General features: G+C 59.7%; 22 protein-coding genes. 20 read left to right on the top strand and 2 right to left on the bottom strand.

Annotated elements, in window-relative coordinates:
- The first annotated feature begins 861 nt into the window (after positions 1-861).
- The 6 genes from PAN31108_RS13605 to PAN31108_RS13580 all read left to right on the top strand — a co-directional run bounded on the left by PAN31108_RS13605 (position 862) and on the right by PAN31108_RS13580 (position 9,812).
- Positions 862-1,572, top strand: coding sequence for a hypothetical protein (locus PAN31108_RS13605; protein ID WP_124988738.1), 711 nt, complete (start codon positions 862-864; stop codon positions 1,570-1,572).
- Positions 1,569-3,506: a hypothetical protein gene (locus tag PAN31108_RS13600; RefSeq protein WP_124988737.1), complete on the top strand. Its 1,938-nt coding sequence runs from the start codon at positions 1,569-1,571 to the stop codon at positions 3,504-3,506. The genes PAN31108_RS13605 and PAN31108_RS13600 overlap by 4 nt, the downstream gene beginning before the upstream one ends.
- 13 nt (positions 3,507-3,519) lie before the next feature.
- The gene (locus tag PAN31108_RS13595) at positions 3,520-4,536 is read left to right on the top strand and encodes an ATP-binding protein (RefSeq protein WP_124988736.1); all 1,017 of its coding nucleotides are present in this window, start codon (positions 3,520-3,522) and stop codon (positions 4,534-4,536) included.
- A gap of 950 nt (positions 4,537-5,486) precedes the next feature.
- A complete protein-coding gene (locus tag PAN31108_RS13590; RefSeq protein ID WP_150669384.1) occupies positions 5,487-7,298 on the top strand; it encodes a site-specific integrase in 1,812 nt (603 codons plus the stop codon).
- A 237-nt stretch (positions 7,299-7,535) separates the two neighbouring features.
- Positions 7,536-8,981, top strand: coding sequence for an AbiJ-related protein (locus PAN31108_RS13585; protein ID WP_150669383.1), 1,446 nt, complete (start codon positions 7,536-7,538; stop codon positions 8,979-8,981).
- 12 nt (positions 8,982-8,993) lie between these two features.
- Complete coding sequence (locus PAN31108_RS13580; RefSeq protein WP_124988665.1) at positions 8,994-9,812, top strand: DUF5677 domain-containing protein; 819 nt, start codon at positions 8,994-8,996, stop codon at positions 9,810-9,812.
- A 28-nt stretch (positions 9,813-9,840) separates the two neighbouring features.
- Here PAN31108_RS13580 and PAN31108_RS13575 read toward each other — a convergent pair whose 3' ends face one another.
- A complete protein-coding gene (locus PAN31108_RS13575; protein WP_124988666.1) occupies positions 9,841-10,647 on the bottom strand; it encodes a hypothetical protein in 807 nt (268 codons plus the stop codon).
- A 360-nt stretch (positions 10,648-11,007) separates the two neighbouring features.
- Between PAN31108_RS13575 and PAN31108_RS13570 the strand changes: the two genes are divergently transcribed.
- From PAN31108_RS13570 to PAN31108_RS13555, 4 genes are all read left to right on the top strand, one after another.
- Positions 11,008-12,690, top strand: a complete 1,683-nt coding sequence (locus PAN31108_RS13570) for a site-specific integrase (protein ID WP_246183953.1) — start codon at positions 11,008-11,010, stop codon at positions 12,688-12,690.
- A gap of 1,182 nt (positions 12,691-13,872) precedes the next feature.
- On the top strand, positions 13,873-14,412 hold the full coding sequence (locus PAN31108_RS13565) for a DUF3455 domain-containing protein (protein ID WP_150669381.1): 540 nt from the start codon (positions 13,873-13,875) through the stop codon (positions 14,410-14,412).
- 53 nt (positions 14,413-14,465) lie between these two features.
- Positions 14,466-15,068 carry a sigma-70 family RNA polymerase sigma factor gene (locus PAN31108_RS13560; protein WP_150669380.1) on the top strand — a complete coding sequence of 201 codons (603 nt, stop codon included), beginning with the start codon at positions 14,466-14,468 and terminating at the stop codon, positions 15,066-15,068.
- Positions 15,065-15,760 (top strand): anti-sigma factor, encoded by a 696-nt coding sequence (locus PAN31108_RS13555; RefSeq protein ID WP_150669379.1) that lies wholly within the window; start codon positions 15,065-15,067, stop codon positions 15,758-15,760. Before PAN31108_RS13560 ends, PAN31108_RS13555 begins: the two co-directional genes overlap by 4 nt.
- 128 nt (positions 15,761-15,888) lie before the next feature.
- Here PAN31108_RS13555 and PAN31108_RS13550 read toward each other — a convergent pair whose 3' ends face one another.
- The gene (locus tag PAN31108_RS13550) at positions 15,889-16,101 is read right to left on the bottom strand and encodes a DUF1059 domain-containing protein (RefSeq protein ID WP_150669378.1); all 213 of its coding nucleotides are present in this window, start codon (positions 16,099-16,101) and stop codon (positions 15,889-15,891) included.
- 426 nt (positions 16,102-16,527) lie between these two features.
- Here PAN31108_RS13550 and PAN31108_RS13545 point away from each other — a divergent pair, with 426 nt between their 5' ends.
- The 10 genes from PAN31108_RS13545 (at position 16,528) to PAN31108_RS13500 (ending at position 26,114) form a co-directional block, all read left to right on the top strand.
- Positions 16,528-16,902 (top strand): VOC family protein, encoded by a 375-nt coding sequence (locus tag PAN31108_RS13545; RefSeq protein WP_150669377.1) that lies wholly within the window; start codon positions 16,528-16,530, stop codon positions 16,900-16,902.
- A gap of 121 nt (positions 16,903-17,023) precedes the next feature.
- The gene (locus PAN31108_RS13540) at positions 17,024-17,875 is read left to right on the top strand and encodes a class I SAM-dependent methyltransferase (RefSeq protein WP_150669376.1); all 852 of its coding nucleotides are present in this window, start codon (positions 17,024-17,026) and stop codon (positions 17,873-17,875) included.
- A 248-nt stretch (positions 17,876-18,123) separates the two neighbouring features.
- Positions 18,124-18,753 (top strand): sigma-70 family RNA polymerase sigma factor, encoded by a 630-nt coding sequence (locus PAN31108_RS13535; RefSeq protein WP_246183943.1) that lies wholly within the window; start codon positions 18,124-18,126, stop codon positions 18,751-18,753.
- A gap of 14 nt (positions 18,754-18,767) precedes the next feature.
- The gene (locus PAN31108_RS13530) at positions 18,768-19,517 is read left to right on the top strand and encodes an anti-sigma factor (RefSeq protein WP_150669375.1); all 750 of its coding nucleotides are present in this window, start codon (positions 18,768-18,770) and stop codon (positions 19,515-19,517) included.
- A gap of 194 nt (positions 19,518-19,711) precedes the next feature.
- On the top strand, positions 19,712-20,497 hold the full coding sequence (locus PAN31108_RS13525) for a DUF1295 domain-containing protein (RefSeq protein WP_150669374.1): 786 nt from the start codon (positions 19,712-19,714) through the stop codon (positions 20,495-20,497).
- Positions 20,498-20,544: 47 nt separating this feature from the next.
- A complete protein-coding gene (locus tag PAN31108_RS13520; RefSeq protein ID WP_150669373.1) occupies positions 20,545-21,726 on the top strand; it encodes an SAM-dependent methyltransferase in 1,182 nt (393 codons plus the stop codon).
- Positions 21,723-23,045, top strand: coding sequence for an NAD(P)/FAD-dependent oxidoreductase (locus PAN31108_RS13515; RefSeq protein WP_150669372.1), 1,323 nt, complete (start codon positions 21,723-21,725; stop codon positions 23,043-23,045). The genes PAN31108_RS13520 and PAN31108_RS13515 overlap by 4 nt, the downstream gene beginning before the upstream one ends.
- Positions 23,042-23,869, top strand: coding sequence for a DUF1365 domain-containing protein (locus tag PAN31108_RS13510; protein WP_150669371.1), 828 nt, complete (start codon positions 23,042-23,044; stop codon positions 23,867-23,869). The genes PAN31108_RS13515 and PAN31108_RS13510 overlap by 4 nt, the downstream gene beginning before the upstream one ends.
- Positions 23,866-25,092 (top strand): SAM-dependent methyltransferase, encoded by a 1,227-nt coding sequence (locus PAN31108_RS13505; RefSeq protein ID WP_150669370.1) that lies wholly within the window; start codon positions 23,866-23,868, stop codon positions 25,090-25,092. The genes PAN31108_RS13510 and PAN31108_RS13505 overlap by 4 nt, the downstream gene beginning before the upstream one ends.
- A gap of 140 nt (positions 25,093-25,232) precedes the next feature.
- A complete protein-coding gene (locus PAN31108_RS13500) occupies positions 25,233-26,114 on the top strand; it encodes a hypothetical protein (RefSeq protein WP_150669369.1) in 882 nt (293 codons plus the stop codon).
- Positions 26,115-26,161: the final 47 nt, after the last annotated feature.

Here is a 26,161-nt window from a genome sequence, read left to right as displayed (position 1 = left end):
ACCCGGTCGACTGCTGACCGGCAACGCCTACGTGTCATTCGCAGTTCAACTTGAGACTGCAAATTTCTGTTTTTTCAATGGGTTACGAAAAATCTCGCAACCCTCCGTGGGCCGACTTTCGCCGGTCAAATCGAGAGGTTTCCGCGTTTTCGCGATCCAGAATGAGATTCATCCGGTGTCCGATACCAGGCGTTCGCCTCGGCTCGCAGCCACGCCAGGCGGGCTTCCAGCCGTATTGCAAGCCGCCCGCAGCTCGCGACGACACGATAAGAACGGGGCGATCCTCTCAGGTTGAAGTGCGAGACTCTCAAGTTGTGTTGCGAACGACACTACGCTTGCCTCGGATAGGCGATCAATACCGTGGAACTTGCTGGGCTCATGTAAGTGCATTGATGATTAGTGCCGCAAGCATAGACCTCGATTCTCCAAAACAAAAACACATACATGCACGGTGCCTCCCTCAAACCCTGATGACGCTGATTCGAGGGTTCTAAAATCCACATCTAGTGAAAACGTCGGTAGTGCTTTGAACACTTCGGCTCTCTCATAAAAACCGCTTGCCTTTTGACACTTACCGACCTATCGATTAAGAGTAGGGCGCACCGTAAGCTGCCAGGAGATTCGACGACGAGATATTGAAATGGAAAACGGGCCATGTCGCGCGAACGACATAGCCCGTCAAAACTTCAACCAGACCTTAAGCCCATGGGTCCTTCGCTTTGACAATAGGTCGTTGCTTCGACCTTGTCAAGGCGGAGGTGGCTTGCGCGCTGTCGCGGAGAGAGGTTCCCATTTTGTTGAGCTCGCATTCGACTCTACTGGCTTGCGTCTGCTCCTCAACATCGACGAGGGAACGTCGCCATGCCAACAGAAAAATCAAAAGTCACCTCAAGTCGCATCGGCACTCAGATGAGAGGGGCTCTTGCCGCCGCATACAAATCGCGCGGACGAGCAATCGCGAATCTCTACTACGTCTACAGCCCCAAGACCGACCAAGACTGGGTACTAAGCGGTCTGCACCAGTTCACATACTTCGTCTTGATTGAGTCAAATCCGCAAATTGTCCACGCAAATTACGCGCCAGCAACCCACGAACTCTATTGCGGCGGACGAGTGGAGCAACTCACGTGGACGGCTGAAGTTGAATATCGAGACGGCCATCGCGAGTGGCAATTGATCGTCGCAGAGCGTGATGCGGAAGAACATCCAATCGATAGCCAGCAAGCGCGCGTCGTAGCTGCAACTGCTGGCGGTGCGATGCACCGCTCTGTCACCGGAGCAGACCTTTATCGAAATCGAATTCAGATCCACAACTGGATCCAGATCATCCATCGCCTCTCCCTTTATCGCGGGTACGCACTTCGGGATGAACATATTGAAGTCTGCACGCTACTCGACAGCAAACGTCAAATTCTGCTTCGCGACGTTATACGGCTTGCAAGAGGAGGGGAGAGCGATGCGTACATTGGTGCTGCGCTACGCGTAGCTGCTCGTGGAGGATGCTCAAACGATTTCGATTCCAACCCACTAAGTCAAGATAGCGTGCTCGCCGCAATCGGGAAATCCGTATGAGCCGCTTCTACACTTTTCGCACCGTCCCGCCTGAGCTGCGCGATGCGAGCCAGTGGCGGAACGTTGACGTCAATCAGCTCGACGACCAGACGCGCCGACGATTTGAACGACTTCGCGTCGGCCTAACCCATTACCTCGAAACGGGCCACGTCTCGGAAGCTGCACGCCTAGCCAGCGTATCTCGCAACACGATCTGCCGGCAGTTTAACCGTTGCGTGGCGACCGCCGCAGATGGACAACCTTTCGGCTGGGCCGGCATATTGCCACACATGCGGACCCAAGCATACCGTCGGCGTGCACCTGTGAATGGGGATGTACGCGGGTTCAGCGGTGCTTTCCAAAATTTGTTGGACGCCTTTCCGGGGATTCGAACAGCGCTAGATGATTTGATCCTTGGAAGAAGGGCAAAGGGAAGTGCCGTGGAGGCCAATGCAGCAAGCAAGACAGTTTGGCGGCGATTCCAGGCGCTATGCAAAGAAGCCGGCATGTGTGCAAGTGATTACCCGTTCAACACGGCCGACCAGGGGCGCCGGTCCATTGCTCGATACGTAGCATTCGTGCTAAACGATAACGCCTCCGAGGCCGCCGCAAACCGGTTCGGCCGAAATGCAGCTTATAGACTCAGGTTCGGGACAGAAAGATCGTCCGTGTCGTTTGCCACGACTCCTTATGTGGTCGGCCAATGCGACGCGCACCTCACTAACTGCATTGGCAGTATGGTCTTAGATGGTCCGATCGGCCCACAAGCGGTAGCCATCCAACGACTCTGGTTCATTGCCTACCTTGACGCCGCTTCGCGGTGCATTCTTGGCTATTCGATTGGCTTCGGCACCCAGGTTTCCGCCCTGAAAATCCAGGAGGCTTTCATTGAGGCAAATCGCCCGTGGACGCCTATGACGTCGTTGGTACCAGGCGTAACCTATGACGAGGGAGCTGGCTTCCCGTCGGGCTTGATACCGGAACTGCGTGGGTGCTCTCACTGCATCATCAATCTCGATAATGCTGTCCAACATTACGCGCGCGCAATCAAAACGCATCTTCGACGTCGACACGGATGTCATTTGTCATACAGCGCATTGGCGGATTGGGGACATAACGACTTGGTTGAGCGGTGGTTTAAGACACTTGAGGGTTATGGATTCCATCGAATTCCATCAACCACCGGGGGATCGAGCATCGATGCGCGTCGTAAATCGCCTGTCGAGCAGGCTATACGGCAGCACATCACGTATAAGCAGTTAATCTATCTGGCCGACGTGATTTGCGCAAACTATAACGCGCACCCTCACCGCGCGCTGGGTGGCAGGTCCCCACTAGATCTGCTTCGCGAGTTCGCGGTGGGCGCATCGATTCCACCGCCTAAACTTCCGCCGCCGAACATAGCGAACCCTGAACTGGGGGTAGAGGTCGTCACATGCACGGTAAGGGGTTGTTTGAAGGACGGTCGCCGTCCGTACGTTCAATATCTGGATGCGAGATACACGAGCGCAGCACTATGTGGGGAATGGAGCCTGATCGGCAATAAAATCCAGCTACATATTCAGACCGACGCACGATACGCAGAGGCTTATTTGCCAAACGGCTGTTCGATCGGCCAAGTAAAAATCACAGAGGATTCCAAATGGGGAAAGCACTCCCACCCGCTCGAAACACGCCGCAAAATTCGACAAAACTACGACCTGAATGAAGCTGTTCGACACGCCCCTGACGCCATCGGAACTGCCGCGCAAACGCTGGCTAACCAAGCCTATGAGCAAGCTCGTAAGAAGAGGAACCGCGTTTCTCGCCACGCCACTCAGTTGGCGAAACTCATGCACGAAACCCAAGTAGCGCAGCCGACTGCCGAAGCCCCACAAAAAATGGCGAAAAAGCTCGAGGAGCCAGACCTTCACCCCCTGACTCACACGCTTCGCCCGGTCACGTGGAAGGCGTAAGTTGGAGCCCCTCATGAGGATCACCACATCCAACATTGCTGAAAGCGCGACTCCTTCCGAGATTCGGCAATTGCGTGATGACACGTTGTATGACCATCCGCTGACCAAAGACGTCGTTGTTGTTCCGACCAACGCCATTCAAGAGGCATTTTCGGTAGTACAAGATGCGCTGCTGCGTTACGAGTCAGGCGTGTGCTTTCTTGGAGAGTCCCGCTTCGGAAAAACATCCGCAATTCGCGCCATCAATGCCGCGATTAATCAGAATTTTGAGTCAGTTCCACGCATCTTGTTCAATGCAAAAGAGCACGATCATGCGACCGAACGGGCGCTTTACACGGACATGTTGGTGGATCTGAATTACAGGGAGGCCGATCGAGGCACAGCGGTTGCGCGCCGCATCCGTTTATTCACATTGCTCTTGGACGCGGCTCAGTGCAAACGGAGCGATCGCATCTTGATGCTGATCGACGAAGCCCAGAATTTGCGGCGCGACGACTTTACGCATCTCCGTGACCTCTCCAACGATTTGGCGAGACATGGCGTCAAGTTAGTCACGGTACTCTTCGCCCATCCGATGCTAAACCAGTTGAGAAACGAACTGGTGGGCGAAGGGCGTACGGACCTGATTGGTCGCTTCTTGCTCAAACCGTACGCATTTCATGGGATCCGTTCGTCAGCCGACTTGGCCGACACACTGAATTGTTACGACGACCCTAATACGTTCAGTTACCCACCGAGTTCCAGAATCTGCATATCTTCATTCTTTCTACCTGAAGCATTTGCAGGGGGCTGGCGATTGAAAGGAGAGGCCAAAGTCTGCTGGGACGAGTTCGTCAAGGTTCGGGGGCATAGAGTTGACGACGATGGTGATATTGGCATGAATTGGATTGGCCGAGCAATCTCCGACTTTCTGTCATCGAACATCGAGGGAGACTCCCCCCATTTCTCGTCGGACCGGAGTTCGTGGGCGATGTCAATCGCGCGGAGTAAGTACGCCGCCACCATGTCGAACTATGGAGTCGCGCGATGACGACTGAGTCAGTTTTCGGCGCGCCCTCACAATTGCCGCTCGTTGGGGGGCTAATTTGGACAAACGACTGGAGCGTGCGAGGAGAGAGTGCGTATTCATTCCTCGCAAAACTCGGCGTCAAGAACTACCTTACAGCGAGAGATCTGTGCAGGGCCGTTTTTGGCCTCCCACTTGCTTCCGGCAACTACAGCCACCGCCACCCTCGCGAACTCCTGCACGGACGCTGGATGCAGAACTGCCCAGGATCGGGCCCACTGTCCACACACGCTCTCACTGGCGTCATCTCCCAAAGAAACTCCGTTTTAAGCGGCGCCATCGCTAATTCCGACCATCTTCGCTATTGCGCCGCTTGCCTTGCCAGCGGTTTCCATCATCCGACTCATCAGATAGAGGCGTTGCAACGGTGCCCCTTTCACCACTTTGTCCTGCAAGAGGCCTGCGCAAAATGCGGCGCTAAGACGCCGCGTTACGCACTCACTCCCGCACTACTGGATACACCGTTCCAATGCCCGACCTGTGGTGCGTGGTATGCCGGCCATTTCCGCTTTTTGACAGAAACCGCGGACGAGATTAGACGGGAAGGGCCTGATCGGGGAGATCAAATCCTCCAATGGATCTCTAACGTCGAACGCATTGCTCCGAATTGGCCCAACCTTAACGGGTGGGTTTGTTCTAGTGAAGATGTCGAGAGGTATCGGCGCATTGCTGTAATCCAAACGCTCAGAAGCGTCGAACCGCTATTATTGCCAGACGATGCGACGGTCAATCTCAGACGCCACTGGGTCGTTGAGGGTAAGCTGGCTCAAACTACAGGCGCACAATGCAGCCCGCCCGAGCTGGCGCGGAGAGACCGACGACGCGCTGTCCTCTATAAGGCGTTCAGGCGATGGCTATGGGGGGCTCTCGGACTTAATCGCTTTCGATTCAATCGCGGTCACCTAGATCGCCTGATGACCACAGAACCTCCCCTGGGCGTCGGCGAGGAATTTGCAACGACTAGTGAAGTCAAGGCCTTCGCCGTGTGGCGAACTCGCTTCGAGAATCTTAGAGACATAATTCCTGGCGAGCGTGCACCCAAAACCGAACTTCGTCTTGAAGTGTCCCGTTGGCCTGTCGAAGCCGAGGTCACGGATGCCACGTGGCTCATGTTTTGCGCACTTTGCTTTCTGGCAGATCTAGATTCGGTGAATACATGGACCATGGGTATTCTCCGCATGGAGCCCAAGGGCCCAGAGAACCCCCACTGGATAGCGTTGCTGAACGAAATTCGTCCCCAAATTGTCCCGAAACTATTCCCGCTGCCCCCTCATCTTACTTACGCATTTACCCGTCCCGAGCACGCACATCGAGGAAGACTTTGGATTTCAATATGTTCTGACTCGTTTGCATGTCCAGACCCTGACTTCTGCACGAAGTTCATCTCATCGACATCGATGGCAGTCACGCGACTCGCTGCCTCTCAGCTAGCCGCGCTCGACGAAGCAGATCAAACTCAAGGGGCTATTTGCATGACTCCGACGGGGTCAGCCATATCAATTGCCGAGCCTGCGCGATTATACGAGTTGAATCCAAGCGCGACGCTTGATGGCAGTTCCGGAACCTACAGAATGCCGATGGCACCGCTAATAGCTGTGAATAATGATTTGCAGGCAATTCGAGTATGGTTGAGGTCATACGACGCCAATCCACAAACACAGAGGGCATTTACGAATGCCATCGAGAAACTCGTCAATTGGGCATACGTCGCTCGAGGTAAACCTGTTAGCTCGCTGGACAAGACAGATTTCTTTGCCTTTGAAGCATTTCTGTCGAATCCACAACCTACCGCCCTGTGGATAAGGCATCCAAACCAGCACGCATGGAGGCCGTTTCGGCAGCCGCAATCTCCGCAGAGCATCCGTTTCGTAATGGACGTCGTTCGCACGCTATTCGTTTGGCTTCATCGAGTGCAATATGCATCGGTGAGCCGCGAGTTGCAGACGTTTATGACAGAGCGCCCTAGAGCTTCGAGCGCTCAGACAGCAAGCGAATTCGAGCGGGGCCATGATTCGGAGACAATGAAACCTGATGAAATCGAGTATCTTTGGCGTGCAGTAGAGCGAAACCCAGAACAATGTCCAATGGAGCACGCGCTCATTGCGAAATTATCCTTTTACGGAATGCTTTCGATACCAGAGATCCAACAACTTCGCTGCTCTGACGTAGGTATTCATAAAGGGGCCATACTGCTGTTTGTCCGCAGGCGCCGCCCAGGTAGGCAGAGCGTTTACGCAGTACCGCCACTCGCCGCTGCGCTTTTGGAGTGGCTTAGGTACAGCAACATGCGCCCCGCGAAAATCGAGAAATTTGACCTTTTCTCTCAGAAGCCCGGCGCCGCGCTTTTGGGGCTTAGCCAAGCCACGGTACGTGTAAAGTTGCGACACGCCCTAAACGTCGCAGCGCGGGTCGCAGAATCGGAGGGCGACGCGCAGTCGGCAAAGCGTCTGCCAAAAATCGGTACACGGTCACTGAAGAGGACATTCGCCGCCCAACTGACAGCGGTGGGCGCGGACAAATGGGGACTGTTTGGAGACGTTACCGACATCTCAAATTCGCTGTTGAAACGTGTCCCTGAACGAGGATTTCTTTCCGAAGCAATGGTGGCAGACCGGCTTGCAAGTCTGTCGCATTTATGGCCAGAAGAGCAAACATACTCTTTGGATGACTTACTCACTGAATTCACAGAGAGACGTACTTCGGCAAACGCGCCGTCAGCCGTTTAGTAGAACCGTATCGGAATCTAAGGCTGTCCATCACGGGGCGCGGAGGCGCACCCAGTCAATCAGACGGCAAATCTATACATTAATCGCAACACTCGTTGCCGCTCCTCGAAACTCCGATCTTTGCGACCGCTATCGGCCAGAAGCCGTCAGTGAACAACCCGCACAGCCAACAGTGGAGCCGCTGCTTCGCACCGAAAGCTGTCAAAATGCCAGCTCATGCAACGCCGTGGAAAAGCAATGCAAGGGTCACTAGTCAAGCCGGCGGCCATTCCTCTCGACACGCTCAGAGAGCAGATCGCACAGGCCATCGCCGCAGCCAAGGCCTATGAAGTTCCAGACGCCTGTGTCCGCATGGGGATTCAGCAGGCCGTCGAGGAAGGCGATGCGCAGGAGGCTTTCAACAGCAAACGGTTGTACGTCCGGCGACGCATCCTCTCGTGGAGTGAGGCGGACCTTCTCGACTTGGCAGCCCAGGTGCTGCGCGAGTACCCATCGGAGGATCTCGCGGACACCGTGAGCGAGACGACAATCCACGCCGAGCATCGAGTGAGTGCGTTGGTTCGGCGTGACGTGCTCAAGGCCCTCAATCCTTTGGCATCCCTGTTCGGCGAGCTGTCGCTGGTTGACGGCCTCAGAGAGGTGTTCGGGGTCTCGGGCATCCAAGACGATGCGACTGGGTTGCTCGGCAGCACCAGTCTGCACGGGCAGATAGTCCAGCACTGTTTGCGCAACGACGACTGGTCGCACGAAGAGTTGCTGACTCAATGCGGCGCGCTAACGTGCAGCCAGACACGCTTCTTCGCGTTGCTGACCAAGCTTCTGCATCCTATGACACGCCGCGACGCAGAGCAGGCGGAGCTGGCCACCGCGATTGGCGCGATACTGAGGCGGGATGGCTTCACGGTTCGGCAGACCAGTGTAGAGTCCGGGTACGCCATCTACGGGGTGGTACGGGCTCAGGCTGGCGTCGCCGGAACGATGAAGAACCTGATTTTCGCCTCGATCGGCGAGAAGCCTGAGCTGGTCTTTCGCGATGCTGTGAACAACGACGTCGAGATCGTCAAGCATGCCGACAAGGTGCTGGTCTTCGATCGTCTCTTACCCAGTTCAGGACTGCTGCTCTGGAAGGACCTGCGGGACTGGTATGCCGAACTTCAGGGCATCAGCGACCCGAGCATCGCGAAGGAGCAGTTGTTTCGACGGCTGCGCCAAACGGTGCTTGGTACCCGCTCGGCGGGTGAGTTTGCAGTGTTCCAAGGTTACTACGAGCGCTTCGGGGGCTCGCTTGGCGACCGGTTGCCGGCGCTGATTCCGCAGGTCTATCTGCACTACGACCCCTACACCAGGCGCCAACGCGGCGACGAGCAGTTCCTGGCACGCCAGCGCATGGATTTTCTGCTGATGCTGGAACAGGGCGTGCGCATCGTGATCGAGGTCGATGGTCGCCACCACTATGCAGTACCAGATCCCCTCGAGCCGGATCGGTTCGTCGCGAACGCACAGCGCTACGCCGAGATGGTTGTGGAGGACCGTCGGCTGCGGCTGATGGGGTACGAGGTCTACCGCTTCGGCGGGCACGAGTTTTTGGATGTCGATATGGAACAGCGCAAGGTCGGCCCACACGCTCAACAATACGTTGCCGAGTTCTTCGACAGGCTGCTGGCGCGGCATTGTGTACGGTGACCGGAGAAAGCTATGGCGAGTTTTGATGAAGTCGGTTTCCTGTCCGACGATTTTACGGGCTGGCAGACAGCAGCTCGTGAACGGTATGCCGGGCCCTTCCAGTTCGCCGAACGCGCGAACGAAATGGGAATGCGAATGCGGAAAGCCTTTGCTCTGGATGGGCTCACCGAGGAGGCGAAGTGGGCCATTGCCGGGTTCGTGCGGGCGTTGGGGGCTTTCCAGGGGTGCATTCTGATGGCCGAGCGCGGAGCGCTACCAGAAGCCCGCGCATTGGCACGCTTGTGCACAGAGTCCGTCATCGTCACGGCCGGATTGGTGAAGGTCGTGGGAACGCTCGAGCGCCTGCGCGAGGACGATGCAGCGCACGATCTCGGCGTATGTAACCGGGTTCTCGAACTCAATGAAAATGACGCGAACGACGAGCGGCTGAAAGTTTTCAGGAGAAGGAAGGCTGAGATCGAAGCGCAGTACGAACGGCCGCGATCACTGAAACTTGCGACGCTTGCACACGCTTCGGATCTGACGCTGCTCTACGAGCTTTCGTACAGGTTCACGTCCGGGAACGGGGCACACGCGACGCTGGGTGCATTCGTTCGCCACATGAGAAAGGGTATCGATGGGGAGCCAGACGTCTACTTCTTCGGTCCCGACACGTCCGACATGGCTTCGACGCTTTTATGTGCAAATGCCGCTGCCATCCACTTGATCACCCTCGCAGTCGAAAACATGGGGCTGGTTGAATTCAACGCCGAACGGCTCGATCTCGCTTTGCACTGGAACATCCTCAAGCCGGAACTCGAAGCGGCGAGCGCCGTGGAGGGGCAGGACTGAACCCCGGCGATCATTTACCCGTGCCGCGCTACCTGCACGCGCACACGCCGGCCCTATTCCGGAACAGCGTTCCTTGTTCTGTTACGGGCGGACGTCGCCAAGCCGCGCATCCGGTGAGCTCCATGAATTCGTGTTCGGGATACCGGATCACCCGCCTGACGCAGTCTGCCGCGATGGGCTTCACGCCGCTGTTGTCTTCGTGCTCCACTGGTTCGTCCGTCTCGTAGCCGCGGCTAATAAGGTAGATGCAAACGAGCTTCATTGCAAGGCCGGCACCGGGGGTGAGTGAGGCAACGGGCACGTCTGCCTCGATCACACACGGTGTCCCGATCGCACGCAGAATCGGTGAGGTCACCGGGTCGTCCTCATGCGAGTTATAGAGCGCCTCGCCGCCCCAATGGTGGAAAAAGCGCCCAATGCCATGTTCGCCTGCCCGATGCGGCGGGAAAAAGCAGAACCACAGCCGGCCAGCGCGGTTGCTCTCGTCAGCCTGATTGGCCGCTGCGAGGCGGTCACCAATGTCGCTCGGCAACTGGCCTGACGCGACCAGCGCATCGATGCGACGGCGCAGCATCGCACCGTCGGGCAGCTGCATGCCAGATCGGACGATCTGCGTGATCTCGACATCTGTGATGCGGGTGCAGTGCCAGCCTGTGATCGAATACGGCCTGAGAACATCGCCCACGGCAATGATCGCTCGGTCATAGTCCTGCGGGCTCACCTTCCACGGGGCGATCTGCCAGTTTAGAAACAATTCGTGGTGACCGTCCAGGAGAGACAGCAATGGAGCGGGCCACGCCTCCGGTTGATCAAGCGGGAGTAACACGCGGGTCATCAGGCCTTCTCTGTGTTCGTCGCTGCCGATATGGCAGGTTGCCCGATGAGCTTACCATGCGCAAAGCCGCTAACGATTTGCCAGCCGACTCGGAAGTGTGGATGGCAGTTAAACAAATCGAAACAGCCGTAGAGCTGAGGCCAGGTTCAAGGTCCGGAGAGGGCCGAAAACGGTCACGCGGTTAAGGCGGCCGCCAAGATATCTGTGAGCGGGACGTCACAGGCGCATGTAGCCCGGCTTTAGAGGGCGGTCCTCACGCGAAAGCCGTTACTAAAATTTGGACACAAAAACAGATCTATTGTGATAACTTTTCTTATCACAATAGTTTGACCGAATGTCAAAACTCGCTCCGCAATGAATATGCATCAGCCCTCATCGGTCGAAAACGACTTGCACTCAGACTTTCCGACAGGAGACGAATTAGCGGCCGTTCGCGCTTGGTTTGCCGGCATGTCCGTACGTTCAGCGACGGCACGGTATCTGCCAGATCAATTAGGGGAGGGCAGGTCCGCTCGTGGCGCCGTTGGCCGTATTCGGCGTAAGCTCATGAAAATCGCGCGACGTGTCCATCGTAACGATCTAGCGGCCATCTTCGGCAGCACTGTGCGCGGAAATGAAGCGGGGAGGGCCGCTAGCAACGCCATTGAAACGTTGCGTCGTGCGCATGCCCCGGCTCCACAGATTGCGGATTCGATCGAGATGTGGCTCCCCCGACGAGCGGTCGCGGCTCTCCACCAAAACGGTGTAACAACGCTCGCCGACCTCACGGTGCGAATTCCGAGGCGACGCCAATGGTGGAAAGCGATCCCCGGGCTCGGCCCGGCAAGTGCCCGGGCCATCGAGACATTCTTCGCAGACAATAGATCATTGACCGATCGGGCGCACCAGTTGATTACCGCTGAGCCTAGAGATTCGGTCGTCCCCTGGGAGCGGCTTCGTTTGCCACACGAGGTCGACGGCTCCCGAGGAACGTTTCGCGCCCCGAGTGCAAGCTGCACGCTTGATGCCACCAACGATTACGAGGCAGTGCAAGCTTGGCTTTCCCTGCAAGAGTCCACAGCAACGCAGCGAGCATATAGAAAAGAGGCCGAGCGCTTAATTCTGTGGGCCATCGTCGAGCGCGGACGGGCGATTTCGTCGCTCACGGCAGAGGACGCGACCGCATACCGCGCCTTCCTGCGTCAGCCGACACCTCGGGACCGATGGGTGGGCGCGCCCAGCTTTCGAGATTCAAATTCATGGCGCCCGTTCACAGGCCCTCTGTCCTCTCGCTCGGCTGCGTACGCACTCTCGGTTATCGGCGCATTGTTTCGGTGGTTGATTGAGCAACGCTACGTATTAGCCAACCCATTCGCAGGGGTAAAAATCAGGGAAGCTCAGCGCTCCGCCGCTCTAGACACGTCTCGAGCGTTCACGGAGGGGGAGTGGATGCTAGTCCGTACCATCGCGAATGGCTTGGAATGGTCGTATGGATGGACGCACGAAGCTGCACAGCGCCTACGATTTATTCTCGACATCGCCTACGCTACCGGCCTGCGGGCAAGCGAATTGGTCGCCGCTACGCTCGGTGCTATCGAGTTTGACTCGCAAGGTGATCACTGGTTAAAGGTAAGCGGGAAGGGCGCGAAAGTGGCCAAGGTTTTCCTACCGCCTCTTGCGCGCTCAGCGTTAGAACGCTACTTAATAGAGCGAAAACTCCCCATCAGCCCCAATCACTGGAAATCCAAGGTATCGCTAATCGCCCATCTCGCGGATGACACCCCAGGTTCGATCACGACTGCCCGTCTTTGGAGCATCGTGCGACGCTTCTTCATAGATGCTGCTGAGACCTTGAAAACAGATCGCCCACAACTGGCCGAAAAGCTACTCAACGCAAGCCCACATTGGATGCGGCACACGCATGCAACTCATGCACTCATTCGTGGGGCGGAGCTAACCACTGTGCGGGACAATTTAAGGCACGCATCAATTTCGACGACGTCAATCTATCTGCATACTGACGACTCCCGCAGAGCTCGCCAAATCGGAGCAGCGTTTGATTGAGAGCGATCAACGGACCCCGGTGTGCCTCGCATGCTGTACGTTGACAAATTTGGTCTTGTCGTGGACCGTGAAAAGCAGAAAAAGCCGAGCCTCCGTGCGCCGAGGGCATCGGCGCTGTTAATATCAAATGGCAGTTCGCTCATAGAAGCCCAATCTGTTCGCCCCTCTCTGCGCGCTCTTCCAGCACGTTTAGTCGATCTTTGGCCACGTGGCCGATCCAGTGCACAAAATCCGCCCACGCAGTTGCAGTCATAGCCATGCCTGCTGCTTGGTTGCCTGGCTCGATCTCAATGAGATCGCAATCCGGGGAGTCGTGTTCGACGCGGGCAGGTTGAACCATTAACCACCTAGGGATTATTTCGGACCACTCGTAAGGAACCTTGTCTAGCGCTATATACGAGCGACCGTTGCGCTCGAATGTGCGGAAGCCCGCAGGCATGAACTGACTTAGGAGGCGGACTTTTTCGCTTATTGCCATGTGTGTACCCTGGCTGGCCAGGTCCATCGAAGTGACTGAGACTTCATGTTTGGTTACTGCACATCTCCACCAAATCTTATAGCAATCACTAAGAAGAAACGCGGGTATCGACGCGGGCTCGCGAAAATTCGCCCCTCTGGACAGTTATCTGTGGATACGGACGGAATTTAGGTCCAAAAGTGCGATGCCGTTGAGGCTCGACAGAATGTTGAGCCTATCCGAGCAAACACCGAAAGCGCCAACATTCTGTCGAGAGCAAACCGAAGGAACACCTATATCGTGTCCGGTTACTACAACGTTGCGCAAACCAACGGCGACGCCGTCCCGTCTCCGCCCAGCGATTACATTATTTAACATAATGTACATTATGCGAATAACAAATACGACTTTGGCGCGGCACGTTATCGCTGGCTTCGACTGGCGGGACGCGCAACGGCTCGTGCAGTTGGTGTGAGATCTGCCGCCCATCCGCCGCGAGGCGTTGGTTGGCATGCATCCCGATTCAGGCATCGTGTTCGAATGGCTGCCGATATGCAATGACAGGCAATGACAGCGGCGGTCCCGGGCGACGGACGCTGGTTCGCCGCGAAAAAACACAAACTCTCCGTGACTGATTGCATCCGAATCGGCGCTTCGCGTGTAGAGGGGATGATGCTCCCGAATCCGAGACATCAGACTCATCAAACCGACACAGGAGTTTTGCCATGAAGCGCATTGTCTTTGTCAGCTTGGTCGCCCCCGCCCTCCTCGGTGCTTGCGCCGCAAACACGTCGATGCAGGGTCCTTCAGCGCCGGTTGCCGATGCAGTGAAGGTGCCCGATGGCCATCGCATGACCATGCAAACCGTGGGTAAAGGAGAGATCCTCTATGAATGCCGCGAGAAAAAAGATGCCGCAGGCCAGTTCGAATGGACCTTCGTCGGCCCGGACGCCATTTTGAGCGACCGCTCCGGCAACGCCGTCGGAAAGTATTACGGCCCGCCCGCCACATGGGAATCCCGTGACGGCTCCAAGGTGACAGCGACTCAGGTGGCCGTCTCGCCCGCCGGCTCGGGCAACATCCCTCTGCAACTGGTAAAGGCAAATCCCGCCACAGGCTCGGGAGCGATGCAAGGCGTCACCTATATCCAGCGACTCGCCACTCAGGGCGGCACAGCCCCCACCTCGCAATGCAGTGCGGCCAACAAAGGCGCCAAACAAACCGTCAAATATCAGGCCGACTACATTTTCTGGAAAGCCTCTTGACAGGATGTGACGCCAAAGGCATTTTCCGGAAAACGTAGCCGATCTTCGGCGGCATGCGCCAACATGCCGCCGAACGCTTCCGAGAGGTGCCTGTGCACGAAAAGACGGACGAGTTTGACTACGAATCTTTGATTGCCGCATGCGCCCGGCACGACGCCAAGGCATTGCGGCAACTCTATGAGCGCGACGCAGGCTATCTGCTAGGCGTCGCCCAACGCATCGTTCGCGAGCGCCAACTGGCAGAAGATGTTTTGCACGATGCATTCGTGAGTGTCTGGACGCAAGCCGCGACCTTCGATGCCGCTCGCGGCTCCGGTCGAGGATGGATCTTCAGCATCGTCAGACATCAGGCGCTCAACACCGTCCGGCGTCGGAACAAAGAAGTCGAGGTTGACGAAGACACGCTTGACGCCCATATGAACGCCACCACATCGCATGTCCCCAATTCGTTCTCGCTCGAAGCCGACCCGCTGATGCTAGGACGTCTGGCCCAATGCCTGGAACGGCTCGATGCGCCTCGCCGTGCCAGTATCCTCTACGCCTATCTCGACGGCTGCTCGCACAGCGAAATCGCGGAGCGACTCCGATCGCCACTGGGCAGCGTCAAAGCATGGGTGCGCCGCGGCCTGCAATCCCTTCGTGAGTGCATGGAATGACGCCCGAGGAACTCAGCGCGCTCGACGACCTGGCTGGCGAGTACGTCCTCGGCACCTTGTCCTGGGAGCAAAGGCAAGCCGTTGCGGCTCGGCTACCGCATGAACCGGTCCTGGCCGCAAAGGTTGCGCAATGGGAATCCCGGCTTCAGCCGTTAGCCGATACCGTTGCCCCGCTTGCGCCGTCTGCAAAACTCTGGCAACGCGTCAGCCAGAGCATTTCGCCCGCACGAGACTCGGTGTGGCGTCGCTACTGGGACGATATCCGCTTTTGGCGCCTGGCCTCCGGCGCCGTGACTTGTGCGGCGCTGCTTCTCGCTGTCACGCTAGGGGTGAAGGTCAACACACCCACTCCCTCTCCCCGCTTCGTCGTCGTGCTCGCATCTCCGCTCGATAAAAGTCCTGGTTGGCTGGTACAGGTTGGCGCCGATCGGAAATTGCGCTTGATTCCGCTAAAGCCCGAGCCGACGCAGGCGGACAAGGCCCTACAGCTATGGACGAAAGCCGATGGATGGACCGGCCCCGTTTCGCTAGGCTTGTTACGGGCAGGAGAACCCGTCGAAGTCTCTATCGACAATCTCCCGCCGCTCCAGCCCAATCAGCTGTTTGAAATTACCCTTGAGCCGCCTCAAGGATCGCCGATTGGCAAGCCGACAGGGCCAATTCTGTCGATCGGGCGTGCCGTGGCGACGTAATGAACGCCCCACGGCGACGGGCGAGCGGAACGCCGCAACCAACCGACAACCCCACGCCCGGCGACAGCCGCTAACGCCCGTTATTGGCTCTAACCGACCGTCAGCGAGCGTCAATGACCGTCAGACCGTCAATGGCCGTGCGGTGAATCCACCGGCGGCGTGCCGTCGTGAAAAAGCGTCTTCAGTTGCGAGCGCAATTCCGGCGAGTCGGTGTGCTTGTGCACCGTGACGGCATGCTGCACAGCCGCTTCAAGCAACTCGCCTTCGGAATCTGCGCACAGCGCAACGGAACAGTGCATCTCGCTCGGAAACTCCCGGCAGTCGATGTATTTGCGGGCCATGATGTTCTCCTCACACGAAAAGAAACAAGGGCTTAGGGAAAGAAAAGCGCGGCCGGATCCGCGACGTCCGTTGGGCTCGATTCCGCCAACTTCTCGCAACCGAACTCACGCAAAAAGTATAGGCGACAGACCATTGCGCCGCCCTGCCCGCTCCGGTGTTTCACCGAATTTTGCAAACCGGGTCGAAAAACCAACCGTCAATCAGTTGTCCTCGCCCCTCGCCCCTCAACCCCTCAACCCCTATGCGGTCCCTATGCAGTCTTGCCACCGCAGATTAAATTCCCCTCGCGCCGTCTCGTCGTGTAAATCAAGCGCGAACGCTTCCGAACTTCACCTCCGCGATCGCGTACCCTTTTATCAGTCGATGCAACGACAGCCCCAATGTCGGGTGTCTCCAGCCACGCTTAATCAGGTCTGAAGGTCAGCATGCCCATCCCCGTATCGAGGTTGATCCTTTACGTTCGCGATGTCGAACGGCTCAAATCGTTCTATCAGCAGTATTTCGCGCTTGCCGTGGTCGAGGAAATCGCGGGCGAATGGGTTGTCCTCAACGCCGGGGCAATCGAGCTGGCGTTGCATCTCGTCCGCCAGCCGTACCGGCAACAACCGCCATCGATGCACCCCCGGTCAAACGCCAAGATCGTCTTTTCGGTGACGTCAGGGCTTACCGAAATGCGCGAGCGACTGCTCAGGGACGGCGTGCGCATGCGCGATCTCAAACGGTTCGACGGATTCCCTTTCCTGATGTGCGACGGCGAAGACCCGGAAGGCAACGTGTTTCAATTGGCCCAGGCCGACTGAAGCCCGCTTATCGTCAACGGAACGACAGCGAGATCGGGAGCACTTTCGTGCTTTTCGGTAAACTAGCGGTTTCGGGCAGGCCCGCCCTCCCGCTGCTCAGCCAGTTTTCCAAGTCGTTCCCATGTCGAATACCCACGAAATCCGCCCCGGCCAGTCCGTCGAACTGCTCAAGGAACTGCATATCCTGACGCGCGACGGCAAGATGAATCAGGACAGCCGGCGCAAACTGAAACAGGTCTATCACCTGTTTCAGTTCATCGAACCGCTGCTCCAGGAAGTCAAAACCGAGAACGGTCGGCTCACGCTCGTCGATCACGGCGCGGGCAAGTCTTATCTGGGCTTCATTCTCTACGACCTGTTCTTCAAAGCGCTGGCCGACGATTCCCACATCTTCGGCATCGAAACCCGGGAGGAACTCGTCAAGACGTCACGTGCGCTGGCCGACCGCCTGGGCTTTACCGGCATGTCGTTCCTGAACCTGTCCGTGGCCGATTCGATCACATCGCCCGCATTGCCTGAGACGGTCGACGTCGTCACCGCGCTGCACGCCTGCAATACCGCCACAGACGACGCCATCCGCTTCGCCCTCGCAAAACAGGCGCGGCACATCGTGCTCGTGCCGTGCTGCCAGGCGGAAGTCGCCGCCGTGCTGCGCAAGAACAAGGGCCAGCAATTGGGCAGCAACCCGCTGACGGAAATCTGGCGTCACCCGCTTCATACCCGCGAGTTCGGCAGTCAGGTCACGAACGTGCTGCGCTGCCTGCAACTCGAGGCCCATGGCTATCAGGTCAGCGTGACCGAACTCGTGGGCTGGGAACACTCGATGAAAAACGAGCTGATCATCGCCCAGTACAAGAATCTGCCACGCCGTCGGCCGGCGCAACGTCTGGAGAGCGTGCTGGCGTCGCTCGGGCTCGAAGCCATGCGCGAGCGCTTTTTCACCGCCCCCGCCGAAACGAACGCCGACGCTTAACGCATCACTGCCCTGAATGCCGGAACGGATGCGCCAGCGCGAATTCCGGCATGCGCCCACCCGGGCGCCGCACCCGGATGCATCCGAATGCCGTCGTCATCCGTATTGAGTGGCATGTCCTCCCGTCCGGATGCCCCGATATGACGACCGCGACCCCACTTTCATCACACGCCGTGCGCCGTGGCGCATCGGGGGTGTTATATTGCGCGGAACGTCAACGCTATGGCCCACACGGGGGCCTCGTCCGCATGAACGACATGCCCGAAAGCGAGCATAGGGAACGTCTCACCAGCCGTACAGGCTTCGGGGACGACAACGTCAACACGAACCGGTCCGCCACACAGGACCAGACGCTGAACCGCACGCTGGCCGCCGTCGGCCAGTCGGATCGCGAAGCGTTTGCCGAGTTGTACCGGGCAACCTCCTCCCGGCTGTTCGGCGTCATTCTGCGGATGGTCCGGGATCGGGCCGAAGCGGAAGACCTGCTCCAGGACGTCTTCGTCAACGTCTGGCGACGGGCGGACGCCTTCGATCCTGCGCGCGGCAACGCCATGACGTGGCTCATGACGATGGCGCGCAACCGAACCATCGACCGTCTGAGGGAACACAGGGAGACGGCGCTGGACGAAGCGGATGCCCTGGCGATCCCCTCGGAAGACCCGACCCCGGCCGCGCTGGCCGAAGCCAGCGAGGCGCGTCGGCGCCTGGAACAGTGCATGCAGGGGCTTGAGCCGCAGCAACGCGGCGTAGTGCGCGAAGCGTTCTTTAGCGGTGCGTCGTACAGCGAACTGGCGACCCGTCTGAGCGTCCCCTTAGGAACCTTGAAAAGCTGGATCCGGCGCAGCCTGATGCAGTTGAAGGGATGCCTGGATCGATGAATTCGATGAATTCGATGAATACGCCCGCTAACCAAGACGACGATCTGCGCTGCGCCGAGTATGCGCTCGGGGTGCTCGACGCCACCGAGCGCCGCGCACTCGAGCAATCCGCCAGCGCCGACCCGCACCTTCAGACGAGTCTCGACCAGTGGCAGCAACGCGTCGCCCCGCTTGTCGAGGACGTTACGCCAGTCGAGCCGGCACCACGGGTGTGGCAGCGGATCCAGCGCGATCTCGGCTTCCCTGTGAACGCAGGACCGAAACCTGCCGTTACCGCATCGCTCTGGGATAACCTGAGTTTGTGGCGCTGGCTGGGTATGGGTGCGAGCGTCGCAGCGCTCGTGCTGCTCGCCGTGAACGTCAACACCCTGACCCACCCGACCTCGCCGGCGCAGCCGGGCGGCCCGGTGCCGGCCGCGACCAGCGCCTATATGGTCGCGACCATCGCCCGGCAGGACGGTGTCGCCCACTGGACCGCGACAGTCGACACGCGCCGTTCCAGCATGATCGTCGTCCCGGCCGTCAGACCGACGATCGCCGCCGGCAAGGCCACTGAGCTTTGGCTGATCCCGAAGGACGCGAAGCCCATCGCGCTGGGCGTCTTCGCCGCGGACCAGCCCGCCTCGATGGCGCTGCCGGCCGAGATCCTCGCGCAAATCGACAGCAATGCCGTGCTGGCGGTGTCCATCGAACCCCCGGGCGGCTCACCGACCGGGCAACCGACCGGCCCCGTGGTGGCCACAGGCGCGGTGCGTCCGGCCTGACCCTCTGCTAACCGTCTGCTGACCGTCTGATGAAGGGCTGCCACCTCCCTGCCGCCTGACAGGGCTGTCCGTTTCCCGGACAGCCCTCCCCGCGTTTTTCTCCCCGTCAAAAATTTTTTCCGAATCGTGCATCCGGTGGCGCATGCCGTCCGTATACCGTGATATCGCCTCCCGAATCCGCTCACGGAGCCCGCATGACAGTCGCCGTCGCTATCGCGTTTGCCGGAATGAGCCTCGCCCTGAGTGCTGCCTGGGTTTATCAATGGCGAACACGGAACGCCGGAATGGTCGACCCGATCTGGGCAGGTGCGCTCGCCGGCGTTGCGGTGCTGGCCGCTTGCCTGGGCACCGGCGACGCCATCAATCGTGTTTTCGTCGGCGTAGCCGGCGGCGTGTGGGGATTGCGGCTTGCCGTGCATCTCTGGCGTCGGAACTACGGCATGCCGGAGGACGCACGCTACCGGAAATTCCGCGACCAATGGGGCGATGCCGCCGGACGCAACCTTTTCTGGTTCTTTCAGTTGCAAGGCGTGATCGCCATGCTGCTCGCGATCGCTTTCTTCGTGCCGGCGTTCAGCCCAAAGAGTCCGTCCCCCCTCGCCCTCGCCATCGCCTCGCTCATCTGGCTGGCCGCCGTCGCCGGTGAAGCGTCGGCCGATCGGCAACTGCGACGCTTCACCGCCGATAGCCGTCATCGCACCCAGGTCTGCCAGACGGGCTGGTGGCGGTACTCGCGTCACCCGAACTACTTTTTCGAGTGCGTGCACTGGTGCGCTTACACCGCGTTGTCCGTGGGCGCGCCCGGCGGATGGCTGACACTCTTCCCCCCGTTACTCATGGCGTGGCTACTGCTGAAAGTCTCGGGCATCCCGCTTCTCGAAGCCCATCTGATGCAGTCGCGCCCCACCTATCAGACGTACAGGCAAACCACCAGTGCCCTCATTCCATGGCCGCCCCGGAAGGCCACGTCATCGTCCTGATTTGTCCTGATCCTGATCACGCCCCACGCCCCAAGGAGCCCGACCTCATGACCGCCTCCCTCACGCAACCGCCGGCAACCCCTGCATCGGTCCCGCCCGTCCCGGAGGAAACCGGCCTGATCCGTCTGTGCGAACTGGGCTTCGTGCCGGACATTGCGTTGCGTGCGGGCATGCGTGCCCTCATGCGCCAGCGGCTGCGCGAGGCTCATGCGCACGACCCCGGACGAGCCACCGCATCGCTCGCCAGGCTAGTGGACGATCTGCGCGCCAGCCCGATAGCCGTCGAGACGCAAGCGGCCAACACGCAGCACTACGAAGTGCCGAGTGAATTTTTCGCGGGACACCTCGGCCCGGCGATGAAGTATTCGTGTTGCTATTACCCCACCGGGAACGAGACGTTGGCGCAAGCCGAGCAGGCCATGCTTGCGCTTTACGCGGAGCGGGCGGGTATCCGGGACGGTCAGCGCATTCTGGATCTCGGCTGCGGCTGGGGATCGCTCTCGCTCTGGCTCGCCGCACGCTTCCCGCGCGCGCAGATCGTGGGCCTGTCGAACTCCCATGGGCAACGCCGGTTCATCGAAGCGGCGGCGGCGCAGCGAGGACTTGAGAATCTGCGCATCGTGACGGGCAATGTTGCGGATTTCGACTTCGACGGCAGCGGTGACGTGACGGCGGGCTTCGACCGAGTCCTGTCCATCGAGATGTTCGAGCACATGAAGAACTACGGTGCGCTGCTGGCCAAGATCGCCCGATGGCTCAATGACGACGGCAAGCTGTTCGTCCATATCTTCGCGCACCGGCAAGTCGCCTATCACTTCCAGAACGAGGACGGGAGCGACTGGATGTCGCGCCACTTCTTCACCGGCGGCACCATGCCGAGCGCCGATCTGCTGCTGCACTTTCAGGACGATCTGCGCATTGCCAAGCGCTGGTGGCTCGACGGCCGCCATTACGCGCGCACGGCCAACGACTGGTTGCAGGCGCTCGACGCGTCGCGCCCCCGAACCCTGCCGCTCCTAGAGACCGGCTACGGCAGCAAGGCCCGCGTCCAGTTCCAGCGCTGGCGCATGTTCTACCTGGCCGTCGCCGAATTGTTCGGCTATGCGAAGGGGCGCGAATGGGGCGTAGGCCATTACCTGTTCGAAAAACGCCTCCCTCGCGCCCCATCCGCGCGTACCGACGCCCGCGACACCCTTGACGTCTCCCTCTCCGACGTGAGGTCGCAATGATCACGCCGATCACGCCGATCACGCCGATCACGCCCCTGGCGCCCGGACAGCGCGTCGCAGTCGTCGGCGCAGGCATCGCCGGACTCGCCAGCGCCTATTTCCTTGCCCGAAAGCATCGCGTGACGGTGTTCGAGTCGAACCGTTACGCCGGTGGGCATACCAATACCGTCGACGTCACGCTGGATGGGGTTACTGCCCCCGTCGATACCGGCTTTCTGGTGTTCAACGACCGGACATACCCGAATCTGATCGCCCTGTTCGAAGAACTCGGCGTGCGCGCCGTGGCGAGCGACATGTCGTTCTCGGTGTCGGTGGACGGCGGCATGCTGGAATGGGCCGGCACGAATCTGAACACCGTGTTCGCCCAGCGCCGCAATCTGTACTCACCAAGCTTTCTGGGCATGCTGCGCGACGTGCTGCGCTTTAACGCCAGCGCGGAGCAGCATCTGCAACGCGCCATGCAAGAGCGGCAGTCCGTCGGTGATTTGCTGGTGGCGAACGGCTACGGTCAGCCATTTCAGCATCACTACCTGCTGCCCATGGCCGCCGCCATCTGGTCGAGCCGGGCCGCGGACATCCTGCAATTTCCCGCCGCAACGTTCCTGCGGTTCTGCCTCAACCACGCGCTGCTTCAGATCCGTCATCGTCCGCAGTGGAAGACGGTCGAAGGCGGGGGCCGGGAATACGTGCGTCGCATGGTCGCCAAGCTCGACGACCTCCGCTTGCATACGCCCGTGCGGCAGGTCCGGCGCGAACGCGACGGCGTGATCGTGGTGTACGGCGACGGCTTGCAGGAACGATTCGACGCGATCGTGCTCGCCGGTCACGCCCCGGACAGCCTGCGGCTGCTCGGCGATGCCTCGCCCGCGGAGCGTAAGGTCCTCGGCGCGCTGCGCTATCAGCCGAACATGGCTGTCCTGCACACCGATCCGAAGCTGCTGCCCGTGCGACGCCGTGTCTGGTCGGCGTGGAACTACGTCAGTCAGACGCGCCACGCCCGACAAGACGACCGGCCGGTCTGCGTCAGCTATCTGATCAATCAGCTTCAGGCGTTGCCGTTCCGCTCGCCAGTGGTCGTCACGCTCAACCCGGTTGACGAACCGGCACCTCACACCGTACTGGGCCGCTACGCCTACGAGCATCCGCTGCTCGACCTTGCCGCCGTGGACGCGCAAGCGCATCTGCCCGAACTGCAAGGCCGTCAGCGCACCTGGTTCGCGGGTGCCTGGACAGGCTACGGGTTTCACGAGGACGGCCTCAAGTCGGCCCTGCGCGTGGCCGTCGCCTTCGGCGTGTTGCCGACGTGGGCGAAACCATGACGTCGGCCGTCGAAGCGGGAATCGCCCACCCGCCCGCCGTCTGGCTGCTACGCGGTCACGTGATGCATGAGCGCTTGCATCCCGTGCGTCACGCATTCGTTTATCCGATGTTTCAGGTCGCATGCGAACTCGGTCAAACGGAAACGATGGGCACCCCGTGGTTCGCCTGGGACAAACGGCGCGCGCTCAGCCTGAGATCGTCGGACTACGGCCCGCATGACGGCAGCGCGCTGTTGCCGTGGATTCGGGCGCGCCTCGCCGAGGCAGGCATGGCGGTAGACGGCGCCATCTGGTTGCAGACCGTGCCGCGCATGGCAGGCTATGCGTTCAACCCGGTGAGCTTCTGGTATTGCCACGACCGCGAAGGGCATTTGCGCGCGGTGTATGCCGATGTGCGCAACACGTTCGGCCAGCGTCACGGTTACTTGCTCAGTGCGCCCGGTCACGGGGCGATTCACGGCGACACCCGGCTCGTGTGCCGCAAGGTGTTTCATGTCTCGCCATTTTGCGACGTCGAAGGTCAGTACGAATTTCGCATCCGGCGCCAAGGGAAGTCGTGGACCGTCGCCATCGACTACCGGGTCGGGGACGCGCTGCGCCTGCGCACCGCCGTGGTCATGCAAGCCGAACCCTTCACCGGCAAACGCGTGTTGGGCGCCGTGCTCGCGCAACCGCTCAACGCGATCAATGTAGTACTCCGCATTCATTGGCAAGCCCTGCGCCTGTGGTGCAAGGGCGTGCCCTTCTTTGGCAAAACACCGCCCTCCTTGTCCGCAACCTCACCGGAAACCGCCGCCCCCTCCGATCGGGAGATTCGCTCATGATGCCGCTTCGTCTGCTCTCGCCACACACCTCCGTACCGATTTCGGCGCGATGGTTTTTCACGCTCCTGCGCCGCATTCACACGGGGCATCTGACCTTGATCTGCCCTGACGGCACGCGTCATGTCTTCGGCGATCCGCACGCTCAGCCCGGGGCCACCTTGCAGGTGCACGACTGGCGCGCCTGCCGCCGGATATTGCAGTCAGGCGATATCGGCTTCGCGGAGGCGTTTCGGGCCGGCTGGGTGGACTCGCCCGATATGGTGACGCTACTGCGTCTGGCGGTGCGCAATATGGCCTCGTTGTCCGACACCGTGACGGGGTCCGCGCTCGCACGCGCGTGGTACCACCTGCGCCAGCGTCTGCGTCGCAACACCCGAGCCGGGAGTCGTCGCAACATTCATGCGCATTACGATCTGGGCAACGACTTTTACGAGCTCTGGCTCGATTCGACGTGGACGTACTCCAGCGGTCTGTTCGAGGGCGATGCCAACCGCTCGCTCGTTGCGGCGCAACAAGCCAAGTACCAGCACATCATCGACACGCTGCAGCTACGCCCGGGCGACCGTGTTCTCGAAATCGGCTGCGGCTGGGGCGGCTTCGCGCTGCATGCGGCACGTAAGGGGATCGCGGTTCACGGCGTCACCATTTCGCGCGCGCAATATACCCTGGCGAAGGCGCGTATCGACGCGGCCGGACTCGGCCATCTCGCGCAGATATCGCTCACCGATTACCGGGACGTGCAGGGCCGGTTCAACGCCATCGTCTCCATCGAAATGTTCGAGGCGGTGGGCGAGACCTACTGGCCGACGTTCTTCGACACCCTCAAATATCGGCTGCTGCCGGGCGCCAGCGCGCTGATCCAGTCGATCACCATCGACGACGGTGCCTTTGACGCGTACCGCCTGTCGAGCGACTTCATCCGTGAATTCATCTTTCCGGGCGGCATGCTGCCGAGCGCCGAGCGATTCGTCAGCACCGCCCGAGACTGCGGCCTGAGCGTCACCGAGACACTGAGCTTCGGGCTCGACTACGCCAGAACGCTGCAACACTGGAATGCGGCCTTCGAAGCCCAACTCGACAAAGTCCGTGCACAAGGGTTCGACGACACCTTCATTCGCACCTGGAAGCTTTACCTTCAATACTGTGAGGCCGCATTTGCCGAGCAGCGTATCGGTGTAAAGCATTTCGTGGTGACGCACGCTCCCGACAATACAGCGAATTGACCGACATTTATCAGTTCGGGGAATGAATGACAAACCTGCATATTTAGGCCAGAATTTCCCCGGCTCGCCCGGTTGGGTTCGACGCGTTTTGGCGTGCCATCTCCCCGATGCACCGACTAATTCAGCTGAGGGCTCAAGAAATGTCACATCCTGTCTTTCTCGAGAGTCCGCCGTGGCCACGCATGCCGCAGGGCCGTAAAGGCGAATTAAAGGCCTACTTTTCCGCCGACGGCCCGTCGTTAGAGGCAAACGCTTATCTCCCGCTTTTCTGGCGGGTGCTGTTCGCCGCAGAAGACATTCACTTCGCCTATGTCATCGACGACTTCGATCCCGACGACGACGCCGACGAGATCGAGGCGATTCTCAAAGCCTCACCCCCTGAAGAAAAGGACGCCCGCTACCCCTACCTGGTAACGACCCGCGCATTGGCCCTGGAACGCGCAGCGAGGCGGCGCGATAACGTCCTGGAAATGCTCGGCGAGCGCTATCGCCCGATCTTCGATGCGTTCGTCGATCATGTCGCCACCGCTTACGGCGGGTTCATCCTCGTTCGCACGAGCGGCCTGCCCGACGTGACCGACGCCACCGGGTGGCTCACCAACGAACTCGAACAGGTGGCCGCACTCGATCACGGCACACATCTGTCCGAGGAATTGGCCAAGGAGATCAACGATCTGAAGCGTATCGCCGACGCCGACGCGGTCTGGCGAACGACCGGGACTGGCAACCCGCGCGCCGACGTCGACCCGTGGCCGAGCCACGCACTTGTCGCTGCATTTCCGGCGTGTGCGCCGCGCGCGCAAGCGACGACTTCGAATCGCCGGCCCATGGCCGACAGGCCTCGGCATCGAACGCCGAATGCGCTCGACAAGATACTCGAATGGGTTGCGATTTTCGTGTTCGCCGGCGTGGCCGTCGGGACTTGGGCCGCGACACGCTCCGTGTGGAAGGCGGTTGTGGCGACGGCGGTCGTCACCGCCCTCATGGTGTGGCTGCTGGTGCGGGTGCGTCGCACCGACTAAGGGCGCTTCCCGTCACTTACGGCCGCGTGCCAAGGCAAGCGGCATAA

Origin of the sequence: Pandoraea anhela, assembly GCF_902459655.1 — a bacterium.
Taxonomy (GTDB): domain Bacteria; phylum Pseudomonadota; class Gammaproteobacteria; order Burkholderiales; family Burkholderiaceae; genus Pandoraea; species Pandoraea anhela.
The sequence above is the reverse complement of the archived record's forward strand: the minus strand, read 5'-3'. Positions and strand labels throughout refer to the sequence as shown.

Coding starts and splice junctions, on each gene's coding strand:
- PAN31108_RS13550 (WP_150669378.1), bottom strand. CDS start 16,101: ATGGCCCGCAAATACATCGACTGCCGGGAGTTTCCGAGCGAGATGCAC.
- PAN31108_RS13520 (WP_150669373.1), top strand. CDS start 20,545: ATGACCGCCTCCCTCACGCAACCGCCGGCAACCCCTGCATCGGTCCCG.
- PAN31108_RS13500 (WP_150669369.1), top strand. CDS start 25,233: ATGTCACATCCTGTCTTTCTCGAGAGTCCGCCGTGGCCACGCATGCCG.
- PAN31108_RS13585 (WP_150669383.1), top strand. CDS start 7,536: ATGCAAGGGTCACTAGTCAAGCCGGCGGCCATTCCTCTCGACACGCTC.
- PAN31108_RS13530 (WP_150669375.1), top strand. CDS start 18,768: ATGAATACGCCCGCTAACCAAGACGACGATCTGCGCTGCGCCGAGTAT.
- PAN31108_RS13600 (WP_124988737.1), top strand. CDS start 1,569: ATGAGCCGCTTCTACACTTTTCGCACCGTCCCGCCTGAGCTGCGCGAT.
- PAN31108_RS13575 (WP_124988666.1), bottom strand. CDS start 10,647: ATGACCCGCGTGTTACTCCCGCTTGATCAACCGGAGGCGTGGCCCGCT.
- PAN31108_RS13545 (WP_150669377.1), top strand. CDS start 16,528: ATGCCCATCCCCGTATCGAGGTTGATCCTTTACGTTCGCGATGTCGAA.
- PAN31108_RS13570 (WP_246183953.1), top strand. CDS start 11,008: ATGCATCAGCCCTCATCGGTCGAAAACGACTTGCACTCAGACTTTCCG.
- PAN31108_RS13525 (WP_150669374.1), top strand. CDS start 19,712: ATGACAGTCGCCGTCGCTATCGCGTTTGCCGGAATGAGCCTCGCCCTG.
- PAN31108_RS13540 (WP_150669376.1), top strand. CDS start 17,024: ATGTCGAATACCCACGAAATCCGCCCCGGCCAGTCCGTCGAACTGCTC.
- PAN31108_RS13590 (WP_150669384.1), top strand. CDS start 5,487: ATGACCACAGAACCTCCCCTGGGCGTCGGCGAGGAATTTGCAACGACT.
- PAN31108_RS13595 (WP_124988736.1), top strand. CDS start 3,520: ATGAGGATCACCACATCCAACATTGCTGAAAGCGCGACTCCTTCCGAG.
- PAN31108_RS13580 (WP_124988665.1), top strand. CDS start 8,994: ATGGCGAGTTTTGATGAAGTCGGTTTCCTGTCCGACGATTTTACGGGC.
- PAN31108_RS13605 (WP_124988738.1), top strand. CDS start 862: ATGCCAACAGAAAAATCAAAAGTCACCTCAAGTCGCATCGGCACTCAG.
- PAN31108_RS13515 (WP_150669372.1), top strand. CDS start 21,723: ATGATCACGCCGATCACGCCGATCACGCCGATCACGCCCCTGGCGCCC.
- PAN31108_RS13560 (WP_150669380.1), top strand. CDS start 14,466: ATGCGCCAACATGCCGCCGAACGCTTCCGAGAGGTGCCTGTGCACGAA.
- PAN31108_RS13555 (WP_150669379.1), top strand. CDS start 15,065: ATGACGCCCGAGGAACTCAGCGCGCTCGACGACCTGGCTGGCGAGTAC.
- PAN31108_RS13505 (WP_150669370.1), top strand. CDS start 23,866: ATGATGCCGCTTCGTCTGCTCTCGCCACACACCTCCGTACCGATTTCG.
- PAN31108_RS13510 (WP_150669371.1), top strand. CDS start 23,042: ATGACGTCGGCCGTCGAAGCGGGAATCGCCCACCCGCCCGCCGTCTGG.
- PAN31108_RS13565 (WP_150669381.1), top strand. CDS start 13,873: ATGAAGCGCATTGTCTTTGTCAGCTTGGTCGCCCCCGCCCTCCTCGGT.
- PAN31108_RS13535 (WP_246183943.1), top strand. CDS start 18,124: ATGAACGACATGCCCGAAAGCGAGCATAGGGAACGTCTCACCAGCCGT.